The organism is Ramlibacter sp., from assembly GCF_013697775.1.
Classification (GTDB): domain Bacteria; phylum Pseudomonadota; class Gammaproteobacteria; order Burkholderiales; family Burkholderiaceae_C; genus Ramlibacter.
Genome location: NZ_JACCWG010000308.1, coordinates 1 through 15,745, shown reverse-complemented (window position 1 = coordinate 15,745; position 15,745 = coordinate 1). Strand labels below are relative to the sequence as shown.

Annotated in this window: 16 protein-coding genes and 1 tRNA gene; 13 read left to right on the top strand and 4 right to left on the bottom strand. The window is 68.9% G+C overall.

Going from position 1 to position 15,745, the window contains the following annotated elements; all coding sequences use genetic code 11:
- Window positions 1-1,359: translocation/assembly module TamB domain-containing protein (locus tag H0U68_RS15405; protein ID WP_296357117.1), on the top strand; the 1,359-nt coding region annotated here is incomplete at its 5' end.
- A gap of 13 nt (window positions 1,360-1,372) precedes the next feature.
- Here the strand turns inward: H0U68_RS15405 and H0U68_RS15400 are convergent.
- Entirely contained in the window at window positions 1,373-2,299 is a 927-nt protein-coding gene (locus tag H0U68_RS15400) for a LysR family transcriptional regulator (RefSeq protein WP_296357115.1), read from the bottom strand.
- A 112-nt stretch (window positions 2,300-2,411) separates the two neighbouring features.
- On the opposite strand from H0U68_RS15400, the gene H0U68_RS15395 reads away from it, so the two are divergent.
- Window positions 2,412-3,032 carry an NAD(P)H-dependent oxidoreductase gene (locus H0U68_RS15395; protein WP_296357113.1) on the top strand — a complete coding sequence of 207 codons (621 nt, stop codon included), beginning with the start codon at window positions 2,412-2,414 and terminating at the stop codon, window positions 3,030-3,032.
- A gap of 44 nt (window positions 3,033-3,076) precedes the next feature.
- Here the strand turns inward: H0U68_RS15395 and H0U68_RS15390 are convergent, their stop codons facing one another.
- Both H0U68_RS15390 and H0U68_RS15385 read right to left on the bottom strand, forming a co-directional pair.
- Complete coding sequence (locus tag H0U68_RS15390; RefSeq protein ID WP_296357111.1) at window positions 3,077-3,655, bottom strand: NAD(P)H-dependent oxidoreductase; 579 nt, start codon at window positions 3,653-3,655, stop codon at window positions 3,077-3,079.
- A 78-nt stretch (window positions 3,656-3,733) separates the two neighbouring features.
- On the bottom strand, window positions 3,734-4,759 hold the full coding sequence (locus tag H0U68_RS15385) for a sulfate ABC transporter substrate-binding protein (protein ID WP_296357110.1): 1,026 nt from the start codon (window positions 4,757-4,759) through the stop codon (window positions 3,734-3,736).
- 127 nt (window positions 4,760-4,886) lie between these two features.
- On the opposite strand from H0U68_RS15385, the gene H0U68_RS15380 reads away from it, so the two are divergent.
- Entirely contained in the window at window positions 4,887-5,159 is a 273-nt protein-coding gene (locus H0U68_RS15380) for an oxidative damage protection protein (protein ID WP_296357108.1), read from the top strand.
- Between the two features lie 17 nt (window positions 5,160-5,176).
- The gene (gene mnmC, locus H0U68_RS15375; RefSeq protein ID WP_296357106.1) at window positions 5,177-6,865 is read left to right on the top strand and encodes an FAD-dependent 5-carboxymethylaminomethyl-2-thiouridine(34) oxidoreductase MnmC; all 1,689 of its coding nucleotides are present in this window, start codon (window positions 5,177-5,179) and stop codon (window positions 6,863-6,865) included.
- On the opposite strand, the gene H0U68_RS15370 is transcribed toward mnmC, so the two are convergent.
- Window positions 6,862-7,707, bottom strand: a complete 846-nt coding sequence (locus H0U68_RS15370; protein ID WP_296357104.1) for a hypothetical protein — start codon at window positions 7,705-7,707, stop codon at window positions 6,862-6,864. The genes mnmC and H0U68_RS15370 overlap by 4 nt on opposite strands.
- Before the next feature lie 177 nt (window positions 7,708-7,884).
- On the opposite strand from H0U68_RS15370, the gene H0U68_RS15365 reads away from it, so the two are divergent.
- The 9 genes from H0U68_RS15365 (at window position 7,885) to H0U68_RS15325 (ending at window position 15,690) form a co-directional block, all read left to right on the top strand.
- The gene (locus H0U68_RS15365; RefSeq protein ID WP_296357102.1) at window positions 7,885-8,676 is read left to right on the top strand and encodes a sulfite exporter TauE/SafE family protein; all 792 of its coding nucleotides are present in this window, start codon (window positions 7,885-7,887) and stop codon (window positions 8,674-8,676) included.
- A 17-nt stretch (window positions 8,677-8,693) separates the two neighbouring features.
- Window positions 8,694-10,517, top strand: coding sequence for a nitrite/sulfite reductase (locus tag H0U68_RS15360; RefSeq protein ID WP_296357100.1), 1,824 nt, complete (start codon window positions 8,694-8,696; stop codon window positions 10,515-10,517).
- An 11-nt stretch (window positions 10,518-10,528) separates the two neighbouring features.
- Complete coding sequence (locus tag H0U68_RS15355) at window positions 10,529-10,921, top strand: DUF934 domain-containing protein (protein ID WP_296357119.1); 393 nt, start codon at window positions 10,529-10,531, stop codon at window positions 10,919-10,921.
- Between the two features lies 1 nt (window position 10,922).
- Window positions 10,923-11,810, top strand: a complete 888-nt coding sequence (locus H0U68_RS15350) for a phosphoadenylyl-sulfate reductase (protein WP_296357079.1) — start codon at window positions 10,923-10,925, stop codon at window positions 11,808-11,810.
- A complete protein-coding gene (gene cysD / locus H0U68_RS15345) occupies window positions 11,807-12,739 on the top strand; it encodes a sulfate adenylyltransferase subunit CysD (protein ID WP_296357077.1) in 933 nt (310 codons plus the stop codon). The genes H0U68_RS15350 and cysD overlap by 4 nt, the downstream gene beginning before the upstream one ends.
- Window positions 12,739-14,004, top strand: a complete 1,266-nt coding sequence (locus tag H0U68_RS15340) for a GTP-binding protein (RefSeq protein ID WP_296357075.1) — start codon at window positions 12,739-12,741, stop codon at window positions 14,002-14,004. Before cysD ends, H0U68_RS15340 begins: the two co-directional genes overlap by 1 nt.
- Before the next feature lie 95 nt (window positions 14,005-14,099).
- Window positions 14,100-14,429, top strand: a complete 330-nt coding sequence (gene fdxA / locus H0U68_RS15335) for a ferredoxin FdxA (RefSeq protein WP_296357074.1) — start codon at window positions 14,100-14,102, stop codon at window positions 14,427-14,429.
- A 4-nt stretch (window positions 14,430-14,433) separates the two neighbouring features.
- Complete coding sequence (locus H0U68_RS15330) at window positions 14,434-15,549, top strand: NAD(P)/FAD-dependent oxidoreductase (RefSeq protein ID WP_296357072.1); 1,116 nt, start codon at window positions 14,434-14,436, stop codon at window positions 15,547-15,549.
- A gap of 65 nt (window positions 15,550-15,614) precedes the next feature.
- Window positions 15,615-15,690: transfer RNA gene (locus H0U68_RS15325), tRNA-Asn, on the top strand.
- Window positions 15,691-15,745 lie beyond the last annotated feature (55 nt).

Sequence of the window (15,745 nt, the reverse complement as noted above, 5' to 3'; positions counted from 1 at the left end):
GGCTGGCAATGGCCCGAGCAGGCCGCGCTGGAAGGCCGCGTGCGCGCGGAGCTGCCGCGCATCGGCATCTGGTCGCTGCTGGCGCCGCCGGGCTGGCGGCTGCGCGGCACCCTGCGCGCCGACGTGGCCGTGGCCGGCACGCGGGCGCAGCCGCTGTTCAGCGGGCCGATCCAGGCCGACAACCTGGGACTGCGCTCGGTGGTCGACGGCATCGAGCTGCGCGACGGGCGGCTGCGCGCACGCGTGGACGGCGACCGCCTGCGGGTGGACGAATTCGTGCTGCGCGGCGCCGGCGAAGGCGAGAACGGCGGCACGCTCACCGCGCGCGGCGAGGGCCGCTGGGCCAAGGGCGGGCCGGAACTCACCGCGACCGTGCAGCTGGCCAAGCTGCACGCCAGCATCCGCAGCGACCGGCGCGTCACGGTGTCCGGCCAGCTGGATGCGAAGGTGGCGCCGCAGGGCACCGACGTCAGCGGCAAGCTGAACATCGACGAGGCGCTGATCGTGGTGCCCGAGGAGTCCCCGCCGCGCCTGGGCGAGGACGTGATGGTGCGCAACGCCCCGGGCCAGATCGCCACCGCCGACGAGCGCAAGCGGCAGCTGCCGGCCACCCGGCAGGCCGGCGCCGGTCCCGCGCCCGGCGTTCCCGTCATCCCGCCGAAGGAGAAGCCGGTGCGCGTGGCCGTGCAGGTCGACCTGGGCAACGCCTTCCGCGTGCAGGGCCGCGGCCTGGACACGCGGCTGGCCGGCACGCTGGACATCGCCGCCGACTCGCCGCGCGAGCCGCGCATCACCGGAACGCTGAACACCGTGGGCGGCCGCTACCGCGCCTACGGCCAGCAGCTGGAGATCGAGCGCGGCGTGCTGCGCTTCACCGGCGCGCCGGACAACCCCGCGCTGGACGTGCTGGCGATCCGCCCGCGCACCGAGCAGCGCGTGGGCGTGCTGGTGAGCGGCCGCGCGCAATCGCCGCTGATCCGCCTGTACTCGGAGCCGGAGCTGCCCGACGCGCAGAAGCTCACGCTGCTGGTCACCGGCCAGCAGTCAGCGGGCAGCGGCGCCGAGGCCGCGCTGGTGCAGCAGGCCGCGCTGGCGCTGCTGTCGGCGCGCGGCGGCACCGGCGGCGGCTTCGCCAGCAAGCTCCACCTGGACCAGCTGTCGATCAAGCGCGGCGAAGGCGGGCCACTGGTGGCGCTGGGCAAACGCTTCTCGCAGAACTTCTACGCCTCGTTCGAACGCAGCCTGTCGGGCGGGCTGGGCACGCTGTACGTGTTCTACGAGATCTCCAAGCGGCTGAAGGTGCGCGCCGAAACCGGCGGCGCATCGGCGGTGGACCTGATCTTCACCTTCGCCTGGTGACCGGGCGGGCGCGTCAGGCGGGCGCGATGGAGCCGAACGCCATCGCCTCGCCCTGCACGTTCTCGCCCAGGAAATCCAGGAACCGGCGCACCGCCGGCAGCAGGCCGCGCCGCGAGGGGAACACCGCGTGCACCACGGCCTGCGCCGGCGCCCAGCCGGGCAGCACCTCGGCCAGCCGGCCGTTGGCCAGCGACTCGCTGCACAGGTAGTCGGGCAGCATGTAGATGCCCACGCCCTCCATCACGGCGGCCTTCAGCGTGATGATGTCGTCGGCCACGTAGCGCGGCCGGTGCACGAACATGTGCTCCTTGCCGCCGGGGCCCACCAGCCGCCAGCTGGCGCGGCCGTCCACCACGCCCATGGCGACGGTGGGCAGGCGCTGCAGGTCGTCCACGCCGGCGATCGGGCCCGCCTGCGCCAGCAGCGCCGGCGCGCCCACCATCACGCCCGAAGTGCGGCCCAGCGACTTCACCACCAGGCTGCCGCTGTCCTCCAGCGTCGGGCGCACCCGCAGCGCCACGTCCACGCCCTCCTCCACCAGGTCCACCACGCGGTTGGTCACCTGCATCTCCACGCGCACCTCCGGGTGCAGCACCAGGAAATGCGCGATGACCCGGCCGACGTTGCTCTGCGCCAGCGTGATCGGGCAGGTCATGCGCACCGTGCCGCGCGGGGCCTGCTGCACCTGCGCCAGCGCATCGGTCGCGGCGGCGGCCTCGTCGCGGATGGCGGCACAGTGGCGGTGGTACAGCTCGCCGGCCTCGGTGAGCGAGAGCTTTCGCGTGGTCCGCTGCAGCAGGCGCACGCCCAGGCGCGCTTCCAGCCCGGCCACGCGGCGCGACAGCTTGGACTTGGGCACGCCCAGCGCCCGCCCGGCGGCGGCAAAGCCGCCCTTGTCCACCACCTCGGCGAAAAAGAGCATGTCGTTGAGGTCTTGCATGAGGTTGTCCTATCAGCAGGACAATCTATCCCGGATTCGCTGGCTTATCAATCGAATGACCCATCCCCAGAATCAGTGACAGGCCGAAAGCCGCAATTCAGGAGAAAAGGTCATGAAACTTCTACACGTCGATTCCAGCCCGCTGGGCACCAACTCGGTCTCTCGCCAGCTGAGCGCGCGCATCGTTGCCGAGTGGCAGGCCAGCCATCCCGGCACCGTGGTCGAGCACCTCGACCTGGCGGCCGACGCGCCGACCCACCTGAACGCCGATTCGCTGGGCTTTCGCCTGCCCGCCGGCGGCACGCCGAGCGCGGTGCAGCAGCGCGAGAACGCGGTGTCCGAGCGGCTGGTCAGCCAGTTCCTGGCGGCCGACGTGATCGTGCTGGGCGCGCCGATGTACAACTTCTCCGTGCCCACCCAGCTGAAGGCCTGGATCGACCGCATCGCCCAGGCCGGCCGCACCTTCCGCTACACCGCGGCCGGACCCGAAGGCCTGGCCGGCGGCAAGACGGTGATCGTGGCCGCCACGCGCGGCGGCAAGTACACCGGCAGCCCGATCGCCCAGCACCAGGACGGCTACCTGCAGCTGATCTTCGGCTTCTTCGGCATCACCGACGTGCGCTTCGTGCACGCCGAAGGCCTGTCGATGGGCGAGGACGCCAAGGTGGCCGCGCTGGCGCAGGCCGAGGTGCAGATCGCGGCGATGACGGCGGAAGAAGCGGCACTCGCCTGATGGTATTTCTCCCTCTCCCGCACGCGGGAGAGGAGTCAAGCCCCTCAGGCTCCTTCCACCGCCACGGCCCGCTGCTTCACCAGCGCCGCGAACCGCTCCAGCCAACGCTGCAGCAACTGCCGCGTGTCGTCGGCCGCGATGGCGCCCTGCGCATCGAAGAAGCCCGGCTTGTTGGTGAGATACAGCTCCGGCTGGTTCAAAGTCGGCATGTCCAGGTAGGCCAGCACGTTGCGCAGGTGCTGCTGCGCCATCGAGGTGCCCATGCCGCCGATGGAGATGCCCAGCACGCCGGCCGGCTTGTTCGCCCACGCGCTCTGGCCGTAGGGCCGCGAGGCGTGGTCGATCGCGTTCTTCAGCACGCCCGGGATCGAGCGGTTGTATTCGGGCGTGACGAACACCACGCCGTGCGCCGCCGCGATCTCGCCTTTCAGCCGCCGCACCGACGCGTGCGGGTCGGCGTCGTCGTCCTGGTTGTACAGCGGCAGGTCGCCGATCTCCACCAGCTTGAGGTGCAGTCCCTGTGGCGCGAGCTGCGCCAGCGCGGTCGCCAGCTGGCGGTTGAAGGAGTCGCGGCGCAGGCTGCCGGCGACGACGGCGATGTCGTAGTGAATGGGAGTGTTCATCGGGATCCTTGGGAGCCACAGGGCTGGCCCATTGTGGACACGGCGGTGCGCCCCGTGCGCCCGTTGCGTCGATCTGTATCACTTGCGCGTGAAGATCTGGTCGAAGCTGCCGCCGTCGGCAAAGTGCTCCTTGTCCGCCTTGCCCCAGCCGCCGAAGGCCTGGTCGATGGTGAACAGGTTCAGCTTGGGGAACTGCCTGGCGTACTTGGCCTGGGCCTTTTGCGAAATCGCCGGGCGGTAGAAGTTCTTGCCGATGATGTCCTGGCCTTCCTCGGTGTACAGGTACTTCAGGTACTCCTCGGCCACCGCGCGCGTGCCCTTCCTGTCCACGTTTTTGTCCACCACCGCCACCGCGGGTTCGGCCAGGATGGAGATGGACGGCGCGATCACGTCGAACTTGGTGTTGAATTCTTTTTCCAGCAGGTAGGCCTCGTTCTCCCAGGCGATCAGCACGTCGCCCATGCCGCGCTGCGCGAAGGTGATTGTGGAGCCGCGCGCGCCGGTGTCGAGAACCGGCACGTTGGCGTACAGCTTGGCCACGAACTCCTTGGCTTTCCCGGCATCACGGTTCTGGCCGCCGTACTTGCGCAAAGCGAATTCCCAGGCCGCCAGGTAGTTCCAGCGCGCGCCGCCCGAGGTCTTGGGGTTGGGCGTGATCACGCTGATGCCGGGCTTCGTCAGGTCGTCCCAGTCCTTGATGCCCTTGGGGTTGCCCTGGCGCACCACCAGCACGATGGTGGAGGTGTAGGGCGAGGCGTTGTGCGGCAGGCGCTTTTGCCAGTCGGGAGCCAGCCAGCCGCCGTTCTTCACCAGGGCGTCGGTGTCGCCGGCCAGCGCGAGCGTGGACACGTCGGCGTCCAGCCCGTCGATGATCGAGCGCGCCTGCTTGCCCGAGCCGCCATGCGACTGCTTGATGCTCACGTCCTGGCCGGTCTTGCCCTTCCAGTACCTGGCGAAGGCCTGGTTGAACTCCACGTACAACTCGCGCGTGGGGTCGTAGGAAACGTTGAGCAGCGAGACCGGTTGCTGCGCCACGGCCAGGCCGACGCCGTCCGCCAGGGCGAGGGCCAGGGGAATCTTGATAAAGTCGCGCCGAAGGCTCATTTGGAATGCTCGCTGCCGTTTTGTTGTGATGCGACGCATTCTGGAAGCCGCCGGGCTCAACGAGAACGACAGAGTTCTCAGTTGTTTATCCGCATAAGCTAATCAAGGACACAGGAGTCCGTCCCCCATGCCCCGCAACGTGCAATGCGTCAAACTCGGCCACGAAGCCGAAGGCCTCGATTTCCCGCCCTACCCGGGCGAACTGGGCAAGCGTCTCTATGAGAACGTGAGCAAGGAGGCCTGGGCCGGCTGGCTCAAGCACCAGACCATGCTGGTCAACGAGAACCGGCTCAACCTCGCGGACCAGCGCGCTCGCGAGTACCTCAAGCGCCAGATGGAAAACCATTTCTTCGGCGACGGCGCCGACGCCGCACAGGGCTACGTGCCTCCGACCGAATAACACGCGGGCAGCTTCGCGTGCTTCTCGCCGGCTGCGGTTTGCCCGGGGCCTGGGCCGAGCAGGCGCAGTGGCGCATCCTCGACACCGGTTTCGCGTCCGGCGTGGATTTCCTGGCCGCGTGGCGCGCCTGGAAGGACGATCCTCAACGGCCACGCATGTTGCACTACGCGGCGATTGCGGCGCGGCCGGTGCGCCCCGAGGACCTGCGGCGCGGCGCGGCTTCCCTTCCTGAACTGCAGCTCCTTGCTGCGGAGCTGGCAGCGCAGTGCTGGGGTTTGTTGCCGGGTTTCCATCGCCTGTCGTTCGAGGGCGGCCGCGTGCTGCTCACGCTGTGCGTGGGCGACGCGGCGGCCATGCTGCGCGAACTGCGCTGCACCGCCGACTCGGTATTCCTTGGTGTTGGATGCGGGCTCGACATCGCGAAGGCCGTGGCACGCCTGTGCCGGCGCGGCACGGGGATAGCGACCCTGGCGCTACCGAACGACACGCTGCGCGAATTGGCGCAACTCGGCTTTCGCATGCAGCAGCACAGCACAGGCCTGCGCGGCACCTACGATCCCGCGTGGGAGCCCAAGGTCCGCGGCGATGCAAGCGAGCAGCAGCAGCCGGGACGCTGCGCCGTCATCGGTGGCGGACTGGCGGGCGCCGCCGCCGCTGCCAGCCTGGCGCGCCGCGGCTGGCAGGTGCAGGTGCTGGATGCGCACACCGCGCCGGCACAAGGCACCTCGTCGCTGCCCGCCGGGCTGATGGCGCCGCACCAGTCGCCGGACGACAACCTGCTGTCGCGGCTCACGCGCGCGGGCGTGCGCATCACGCTGGCGCAGTGCGAAGCCTTGCTGCACGGCGGGCAGGACTGGCAGCGTAGCGGGGCGCTGGAACATCGCCTCGGCGATCCCCGCCCGGTGCCCAATCTGGGCGACGGTGGCGAGGCCTGGGCCTGCACGGCGGATGCCAGACGCAAGATGGGCGCCGGCCTGGCCGAGAGCGACCAGGCGTGGTGGCACGCGGCTGCCGCCTGGATCAAGCCCGCCGCCCTGGTGAACGCCTGGCTGGCGCAGCCCGGCATCACGTGGCGCGGCGGCGTCGCGGTCCGCGGCATCGTGCGCGACACGGACGGCTGGGGGGTGGTCGATGCGCAAGGTGCGGACTGCGCGCGCGCCGACCTGGTGGTGGTTGCGGCGGCGCTGGGCAGCGCGGCGTTGCTCGACCAGCGCCTCACGCTCCACCCGGTGCGTGGCCAGGTGTCCTGGGGCCGGCACGACGGCATGGCGCAACTGCCGCCCTGGCCGCTCAACGGGCACGGGCACTTCCTACCGAGCGTGCCGCTTGCCGATGGCATGGCTTGGCTGAGCGGCTCGACCTACGGCCGCGGTGAAACGGAAACGGACATCCGCCCAGCCGACCAGCAGGCCAACCTGGAACGTCTGGGGCAGCTTGCGCCGCGCGCGGCGGCGAGCTTGCAGGCGCAGTTCGCGCGCGGCGAGGTCAACGCCTGGACCGGCGTGCGCTGCGCCTCGCGCGACCGGCGGCCGCTGGTGGGGTTGTTGGAATCAGGCCTGGCGGTCAGCACCGCGATGGGATCGCGCGGCCTCACCTTCGCCGCGCTGTGCGCCGAGCTGCTGGCTGCTCGCCTGCACGGCGAGCCCGCGCCCCTGCCGGGCAGGCTGGCGGATGCGCTGGACGCCGCCCGGCTGCTGCCGGGCTAAATGCCCTGCAGCAGCGTCTGCAATTCCACCGGATCCAGCGGCTTGCCCAGCAGCTCGGCGCCCATGCCGCGCGCGCGGCGCTGTTCCAGCCAGGACACCTGCGGCTTGGCGGCGATCAGGCGGCCGGGCTGAGAGCGCGCCGCCAGCGCCAGCAGGTCCCAGCAGCGCGCGCTGTCCAGCGCGAAATCGAGCCACACCACGGTGTAGTGGCCGGCGTGCATGAGCTCCAGCGCGCGCGCCGCCGTGTCGGCATCGTCGGCCAGCGTGAGGTTGTTGAGCGCGAGCTTGGCGCGCAGGTACAACCGTTCTTCCAGGCTGGGGCTGGCGATCAGCGCGCGCCGGGTGGGCGGGTGCGCTTCGGGCGGGACGGTGTCGCCGGGCTCGGTCTCCGGCGGCTCGGTGTCGGCCGGCTGGGTATCGGGTGGCAAGGTGTCGGCCGGGAGCGTGTCGATGTCCAGCGGAATGTCCGGCGGCAGCGTGTTGGGCTCCTCGTCGATCACCAGGTCGAAATCGAGCTCGTCGGCGGGCAGCGCGAACAAGCCGTCCATCACGCGCATCAGCTCGGCGGCGTCGATCGGCCGGTCGAGCTGGTGCCAGGCGTATTCCGGGGCGCCGGGGCCGACCCAGGCCAGCACCACGGCAGCGCTGCGGGTGGCCTGGGCTTCCTGCCAAGCCGAGGGGGCCTCGGCATCCAGCAGCGCCACGTGCGGCGCGGGCGCGACGCCCTCGGCCCAAAGCACATAAGAAAGGCCCTGTTCGGACGGTTGCCCGAACGCGGTGGCGAGCGCCGCGCGCTCCGCGTCGGTGAAACCGACGACCTTGACGAAGATCCTCTGAGCCATGCCAGATTCGCGTTCTTGTTGTTGACCCATTATCGCGCCCCCGAATTGCGCTTATCCGGCATGCGCCGCTGGACGCCCCGGAGCCCGCATCCAGCCTCGCTCATAAGCTTATCCGCATAAGACCTGAATAAAAAAATAGTTTGAGCTCATAAGGACCGTCGCTAGATTCACGGCTCCATGCACGATCTGGCTTTCATTTTTGCTGGGTTTCTTGTCGGGCTGATCGTCGGGCTCACCGGCGTCGGCGGCGGCTCGCTGATGACGCCGATCCTGATTTTCGCGTTCGGCGTCAAACCCTATCTCGCGGTCGGCACCGACCTGCTGTTCGCCGCCGGCACCAAGTTCGGCGGCGCGGCGGCGCTGGCCCGTGCCCGCGCCATCGACTGGCCGGTGGTCCGCCTGCTGGCCGCCGGCAGCATTCCCGCGGCCATTGCCACCGTGCTCGTGCTGCGGCACTTCGGCCCGGCCAACCCCGCCGTCCAGCAGATCATGACCACCACGCTGGGCGCGGCCCTGCTGCTGACCGCGGCGGCCACGCTCTACAAGGCGGTGCGCGGCAAAGCCAGCCCGCGCGAGATTCCGCCCGAGCAGCTGGCCCAGGCCACGCGGCCGCGCCACTGGAGCCTGCCGGTGCTGTTCGGCGCCGCCATCGGCGCGCTGGTGTCGCTGACCTCGGTGGGCGCCGGCGCCATCGGCGTCACGGTGCTGATGCTGCTGTACCCGGCGCTGCCGCTGTCGCGCATCGTGGCCGCCGACATTGCCTACGCGGTGCCGCTCACGCTCACCGCCGGCCTGGGCCACGCCTCGCTCGGCTCGGTGGACTGGCCGCTGCTTGGCACCCTGCTCATCGGTTCGCTGCCCGGTATCTGGCTGGGCACGCGCCTGGGGCGCCGCGCGCCGGAGCGGCTGATCCGGTCCCTGTTGTCCGTGCTGCTGGCCTATGCCGGCGTGCGCCTGATTTCGATCTGAAGAAGAAAAGCAAACGCATGTACCAGTACACAGAATTCGACAAGCAGTTCGTGCGCAACCGCGCCGCGCAGTATCGCGACCAATTGGAGCGGTACTACGCGGGCCGGCTGAGCGACGACGAATTCCGGCCGCTGCGGCTGCAGAACGGCTGGTACATCCAGCGCTATGCGCCCATGCTGCGCATCGCGGTGCCCTACGGCGAGATCTCCAGCGCACAGCTGCGGGTGATGGCCAGGATCGCGCGCGACTACGACCAGCCCGACGCGGAGCTGCTGCGCGAGGCGCAGGAAAAGCAGTGGGCGCTGGGCGAGGTCCCGGTGCGCGGCGGCACGCCGGTGGCCACGCACCTGAAGTACGGCTACGGCCACTTCACCACCCGCACCAACGTGCAGTTCAACTGGATTCCACTGGACAAGAGCGCCGACGTGATGGAGCTGCTGGCCAGCGTGAACATGCACGGCATCCAGACCAGCGGCAACTGCATCCGCAACATCACCAGCGACGAGCTGGCAGGCGTTGCGCCCGACGAGATCGCCGATCCGCGGCCGTTCTGCGAAATCATGCGGCAGTGGAGCACGCTGCATCCCGAATTCGCCTTTCTGCCACGCAAGTTCAAGATCGCGGTGAACGGCGCGCGCGAAGACCGTGCCGCCATCGGCTGGTACGACGTGGGCCTGCAGCTGCTGCGCAACGAGGCCGGCGACCTGGGTTTTCGCGTGCAGGTGGGCGGCGGCATGGGCCGCACGCCGATCATCGGCGCCGTGGTGCGCGAGTTCCTGCCCTGGGACCAGCTGCTGAACTACCTGGAAGCGGTGATCCGCGTCTACAACCGCTGGGGCCGCCGCGACAACGCCTGGAAGGCGCGCATCAAGATCCTGGTGAAGGCCGAAGGCCCGAAGTACATCGAGGAAGTGGAAGCCGAGTACAAGGCCATCGTGGAGGTGGATGGCGCGCCGCACACCATCACGCAGGCCGTGTTCGACCGCGTCGCCGCCTCCTTCGTCGCGCCGGAGCTCAAGCGCGAGCGCAAGGGCGCGGACGCGCGGCTGCACGAGATCGTGCGCAGCGACGCCGAGGCCGACCCGGCCTACGACCGCTGGCTGCAGCGCAACGTGGCCGGCCACCGCAACCCCGAGCTGCGCGCCGTCACGCTGTCGTTCAAGCGCCTGGGCCAGGCGCCCGGCGACGCCGACGCGCAGCAGCTGGACACCGCCGCCGAGCTGGCCGAGTGCTTTTCCGCCGGCGAAGCCCGCGTGACACACGAGCAAAACCTGGTGCTGCCCTGGGTGCACCAGGACGACCTGCCCGAGCTGTGGGCCGCGGCCCGCAAAGCCGGCCTGGCCAAGCCGAACATCGGCCTGCTGACCGACATGATCGCCTGCCCCGGCGGCGACTTCTGCTCGCTGGCCAACGCGCGCTCGCTGCCGATCGCCGAAGCCATCACGCAGCGCTACCAGGACCTGGACGAGCTCTACGACATCGGCGAGATCGACCTCAACATCTCCGGCTGCATCAACTCGTGCGGCCACCACCACGCGGGACACATCGGCATCCTCGGCGTCGACAAGGACGGCAAGGAGTGGTACCAGGTCACGCTGGGCGGCGCCAACGGCGACCACCTGTCGGGCCCCGCCACGCCGGGCAAGGTGGTGGGCCCCTCGTTCTCCGCGGCCGAAGTGCCCGAAGTGGTCGAGGCCGTGCTGGACACCTACCGCCGCGAGCGCCGCACCGAGGCCGACGGCAAGGCCGAAGCCTTCATCGCCACGCTGCGCCGCGTCGGCCTCGATCCGTTCAAGGCCGCCGCCAACGGCGCGCGCTTCGCCGAAAAGGAAACCGTGTGATGGAACTGACGATCGAGATCATCGAGGCTGGCGTGCATGCGGCTGAGGCTCAAGCCGGCACCGAAGCGCAAGGCGTGCTGCGCGTCGCCAACGACGCCGATCCGCTGGAGCTGCCGCTGGACGGCGTGCAGCGCATCGAGCTGGATTTCCCGAAATTCACCGATGGCCGCGCTTACAGCCAAGCCATCCTGCTGCGCCGCCGCCGCGGCTTCGCGGGCGAGATCCGCGCCACCGGCGACGTGCTGATCGACCAGCTGGTGCAGATGCAGCGCTCGGGCTTCAGCAGCGCCGTGCTGAAAGAAGGCAAGGACCCGGTGGACGCGCAGCGCCAGTTCGCGCGCTACCCCGGCTACTACCAGGGCGATGCGGCCAAGCCGCAGCCGCTGTTCAAGGACATCGTCTGACATGAGCGCCATCGACCTGCACGCCCGTGCCTCGAAGGACTTCGAGGACAAGCTCGCCGGCACGCAGCAGCTGCTGTGCCGCGCCGCGGCCGAGTTCTCGCCACTGACCCAGGCCTCCAGCCTGGGCGCGGAAGACGTGGTCATCACCCACCTGATCAACAGCCTAGAGCTGGACATCCCGGTGTTCGTGCTGGAGACCGGCATGCTGCACCAGGAAACGCTGGACCTGCTGGCACGCACGCAGGCCACCTCGCGCGCGCAGGTCAACGTCTACCGGCCGGTGCAGGAGTCGGTGGTCCGCTTCGTCGGCCGCGAAGGCAAGGACCCGATGTACCGCAGCATCGAGCTGCGCAAGGCCTGCTGCCACATCCGCAAGGTCGAACCGCTGGAGCGTGCGCTGGCCGGGCAGCGTGCCTGGATCACCGGCCTGCGCCGCGAGCAGTCGATCGGCCGCGCCGAGGTGCCGCTGATCGACACCACTGACGAAGCCCAAGTCCCGCAAGGCGGCGGTCAAGCCGCCGCGGGCCGCGCCAAGATCAACCCGCTGGCCGACTGGACCTGGGGCGACGTGTGGCACTACATCCAGGCCAACAAGGTCGACTACAACCCGCTGCACGACCAGTTCTACCCCAGCATCGGCTGCGCGCCCTGCACCCGCGCCATTTCGCTGGGCGAGGACTTCCGCGCCGGCCGCTGGTGGTGGGAAGACGAAGCCGCCAAGGAATGCGGCCTGCATGTGAAGGACGAAGCAACCGTTCGGGTTGATACCTCCGTTCGGGCTGAGCCCCACTCCGTTCGGGCTGAGCCTGTCGAAGCCCTTCGACAAGCTCAGGGCGAACGGATGGGAACACAGGGCGAACGGGTCGCTGTTGAAGGGAACATCGCATGAACGCACGCGCCGAACCGCAACTGCTGGGAACCATCAGCAACAGCCACCTGAATGCGCTGGAAGAGGAAGCCATCTTCATCCTGCGCGAGGTGGCGGCCGCCTTCGAGCGCCCCACGCTGCTGTTCTCCGGCGGCAAGGACTCGCTGGTGCTGCTGAAATGCGCCGAGAAAGCCTTCGGCACGGGACGCATCCCCTACCCGCTGCTGATGATCGACACCGGCCACAACTTCCCCGAAGTTACGGACTTCCGCGACTTGCGCGCGAAGGAACTGGGCGCCGAACTGGTCGTGCGCAGCGTGGAGGACTCCATGCGTCGCGGCACCGTGCGCCTGGCCCGGCCGGACGAAAGCCGCAACGTGCACCAGTCGGTGACGCTGCTGGAAGCCATCGAGGAATTCCGCTTCGACGCGCTGATCGGCGGCGCGCGGCGCGACGAGGAAAAGGCGCGCGCCAAGGAGCGCATCTTCTCGCACCGCGACAGCTTCGGCCAATGGCAGCCCAAGGCGCAGCGGCCCGAGCTGTGGACGCTGTTCAACACGCGCCTGCAGCAGGGCGAGCACTTCCGCGTGTTCCCCATTTCCAACTGGACGGAGCTGGACGTGTGGCAGTACATCGAGCGCGAGGACATCCAGCTGCCCTCGCTGTACTACGCGCACCGCCGCGACGTGGTGGAGCGCCGCGGCCTGCTGGTGCCGGTGACCGAACTCACGCCGCCGCGCGAAGGCGAGCAGGTGGTCAGCCGCACCGTGCGCTTTCGCACCGTGGGCGACATCACCTGCACCTGCCCGGTGGAGAGCGGCGCGGCCAACGCCGCCGACGTGGTGGCCGAAACGCTGACGGTGGACGTCAGCGAGCGCGGTGCCACCCGCATGGACGACAAGACCTCCGATGCTTCCATGGAGAAGCGCAAGAAAGACGGGTACTTCTGATGCAGCACGACACGCTTTCCGCACTGCGGTTCATCACCTGCGGCTCGGTCGACGACGGCAAGAGCACGCTGATCGGCCGCCTGCTGGTGGACAGCCGCGCCGTCCTGCAGGACCAGCTGGCCAGCGTCTCGCGCTCCGGCGAAACCGATCTGGCGCTGCTGACCGACGGCCTGTCGGCCGAGCGCGAACAGGGCATCACCATCGACGTGGCCTACCGCTACTTCGCCACGCCCGCGCGCAAGTTCATCATCGGCGACGCGCCAGGCCACGAGCAGTACACCCGCAACATGGTGACGGCTGCATCGAGTGCCGACGCAGCCGTGGTGCTGGTGGACGCTACCAAGCTGGACTGGAAGGAGCCCGGCCTGGCGCTGCTGCCGCAGACCCGGCGCCACACGCTGCTGGCCAACCTGCTGCGCGTGCCGGCCATCGTGTTCACGGTCAACAAGCTCGACGCGGTGGACGACCCCGCCCGCGCCTTCGCCAACATCCGCGGCGCGCTGCAGGCGTTCGCCCAGGCCGCCGGCGTGGCCGTGCGCGCCACCGTGCCGATCTCGGCACTGAAGGGCCACAACGTGGTCGAGCCGAAGCCGGGCTGGTGCGGCTACGAGGGCCCGTCCCTGCTGCAGCTGCTGGAACAGCTGGAAGTGACGCCCGCGGAAACGGCAGAGGCATTCGCCTTCCCGGTGCAGTGGGTGGAGAAATTCTCTTCCTCCGCCGACACCTCGCAGGGCCGGCGCGTGTTCTGGGGCCGCGTGGCCACCGGCGCGGCGCGCCTGGGCCAGCAGGTCACCGTGCTGCCGAGCGGCCAGACGGCCACCGTGGCCCAGGTGCTGGACCACGTGCGCAAGCCCGGCACGGTGGAGGCCGGCCACAGCGCGGGCATCGTGCTGGACCGCGAGGTGGACGTGTCGCGCGGCGACTGGCTGCTGGACGCGGCCCATCCGTTCGAGGCCACGCGCGAAATCTCCGCCACCGTGGCCTGGCTGGACGACGAGCCGCTGGTGGCGGGCCGCGTCTACTGGGCGCTGCACGGCCACCGCTGGGTCAAGGCGCGCATCAAGCGCATCGTGCACAGGCTGGACGTGAACACGCTGGACGAGCAGCCGGCCGATCGGCTGGACTCCAACGGCATCGGCCACGTCGAGCTGTCTCTGCAGGAGCCCCTGGCCGTGCTGCCCTACGCGCGTTCGCGCACGCTGGGCGCCCTGGTGCTGGTGGACACCGCCACGCACAAGACCTCGGCCGCCGTCCTGATTCGTTGAGCGGGGCCAACCTGCGAAAAATGGGTACGGCCTTATGCCGCGGCCCGGAACACGAATACCAATAAAATCGAGAGTTTCCCGCCCTGCCAATCAAAATGACCCACGTCGTCACCGAATCCTGTATCCGATGCAAGTACACCGACTGCGTCGATGTGTGTCCCGTGGACTGCTTCCGCGAGGGGCCGAACATGCTGGTCATCGACCCCGACGAGTGCATCGACTGCGCGGTGTGCATCCCGGAATGCCCGGTGAACGCCATCTACGCGGAAGAAGACGTGCCGGCCGACCAGGTGCCGTTCATCAAGATCAACGTGGAACTCTCCCACGCGGCGGGCTGGAAGAGCATCACCAAACGCAAGCCGGCCCTGCCGGATGCAGACGAATGGAAGGACAAGCCGGGCAAGCTGCCTGAGCTGGTTCGCTAAAAAGATGGAACCTCAACTGAACCAAGAAGTGCTCAAGACCGCTGCCGCCCACGACGGCCCGATCGAGACCGATGCCGTCATCGTGGGCGCCGGCCCGGTGGGCCTGTTCCAGGTGTTCGAGCTCGGCCTGCTGGAGATCAAGGCGCATGTGATCGACTCGCTTGCCTACCCCGGCGGCCAGTGCGTGGAGCTGTACCCGGACAAGCCGATCTACGACATTCCGGCCGTGCCGGTGTGCACCGGGCAGGAGCTGACGAACAACCTGCTCAAGCAGATCGAGCCGTTCGGCGCCACCTTTCATTTCGGGCAGGAAGTCTCCACGGTGCGCAAGCAGGACGACGGCCGCTTCTTCGTGGAAACCTCCAAGGGCACGCGCTTCATCACCAAGACCATTTTCATCGCGGCGGGCGTAGGCGCCTTCCAGCCGCGCCTGCTGAGGGTGGACGGCATCGAGAAGTTCGATGGCTCGCAGCTGCACTACCGCGTGCGCAGCCCGGCCGACTTCGCCGGCAAGAACCTGGTGGTGGTGGGCGGCGGCGACTCGGCGCTGGACTGGGCGCTGAACTTCTGCGCCGCCAACCAGGACGGCAACCCGCACAAGGCAGAAAGCGTCATCCTGCTGCACCGCCGCGATGGCTTTCGCGCCGCGCCGGCCTCGGTGGCCAGGATGCACGAGCTGTGCGACGCCATGGAAATGCAGTTCCTGGTCGGCCAGGTCAGCGGCTATGACGAGCAGGACGGCAAGCTCAGCGCGGTGAAGGTCACGGGCAGCGACGGCATCACGCGCGTGGTGCCGCTGGACGTGCTGCTGGTCTTCTTCGGCCTGTCGCCCAAGCTGGGGCCGATTGCCGACTGGGGCCTGGACATCGAGCGCAAGCAGCTGAAGGTGGACACCGAAAAGTTCTCCACCAACGTGCCGGGCATCTTCGCCGTGGGCGACATCAACGTCTACCCCGGCAAGAAGAAGCTGATCCTGTCGGGCTTCCACGAATGCGCCCTGGCCGCCTTCGCCGCCGCGGCGCTGATATTCCCCGAGAAGGGCAAGATCCACCTGCAGTACACGACCACCAGCCCCAAGCTGCACAAGGTGCTGGGGGTGGAAACGCCGGTGTTCGATTGAGCTGATCGGTGCGCGTCAACGCGGCGGCAAAAACGCCAAAAAGTGACGCTATAATCTGAGGCTGTTCCCCGATAGCTCAGTTGGTAGAGCGCCGGACTGTTAATCCGTAGGTCCCTGGTTCGAGCCCAGGTCGGGGAGCCAAGAACTCGAAACGAATCAAGCACTTGTGTCGCAAGACTCAGGTGCTTTTTTCTTT